1 protein-coding gene is annotated in these 779 nt (G+C 63.7%); it reads left to right on the forward strand.

Features of this window, described 5'->3' with window-relative positions; translation table 11 throughout:
* On the forward strand, positions 1–779 hold a 779-nt coding region (locus VL52_RS22970; RefSeq protein ID WP_046159222.1), incomplete at both ends, for an AMP-binding protein.

Raw genomic sequence — 779 nt, forward strand, 5'->3', positions numbered from 1 at the left:
GGAGCAGCGGGTGGCGGTTTGCGTGGAGCGCAGCTGCGAAATGGTGATTGGCTTGCTGGCGGTGATGAAGGCAGGCGGCGCCTATGTGCCGCTGGATCCGGCCTATCCATCTGAGCGCCTGGCTTATCTGCTGGAGGACTGCGCGCCGACGGTTGTGCTGGTTCAACCGGGAACCCGGGCTTTGCTGGGCGAAATCTCGGCGCCGGTGGTGGATCTGTCGGATGCCGCTGCCCTCGATGCGGAATCTCCCGCGCGCTTGAACCGGGAGGAAACGGGTCTGATTCCATCCAGTTTGGCTTATGTCATTTACACCTCTGGTTCCACGGGTCTGCCCAAGGGGGTGATGGTGGAGCATGGCAATCTGGCCAATCTGGTCGCCTGGCATGGACAAATGGCGGATTTGCGCGCGGGAAAACGCGTCTCCTGCGTCGCCGGGCTGGGTTTTGACGCGGTGGTCTGGGAGCTCTGGCCCGCCCTGGCTTGCGGCGCGACGCTGGCATTGCCGTTCGGGTTGAGCTCGGCGCAGGATGTGGCCGGCCTATTGGCTTGGTGGCAGGCCCAGCCGCTGGATGTCAGTTTCCTGCCCACCCCAGTGACAGAATATGTATTGGCGGAAGGTCTGCGGCACCCGACTTTGACGATGTTGCTGACTGGCGGCGACCTTCTGGGGCAAGGACCCGCGGCAGACCAGGGTTTTGTCTTAGTGAACAACTATGGCCCGACCGAGGCCACGGTGGTCGCGACTTCCGCGCCTGTGGAGCCTGGGCCCGCTTTGCCGT

The organism is Chromobacterium vaccinii (assembly GCF_000971335.1).
GTDB classification, from domain to species: domain Bacteria; phylum Pseudomonadota; class Gammaproteobacteria; order Burkholderiales; family Chromobacteriaceae; genus Chromobacterium; species Chromobacterium vaccinii.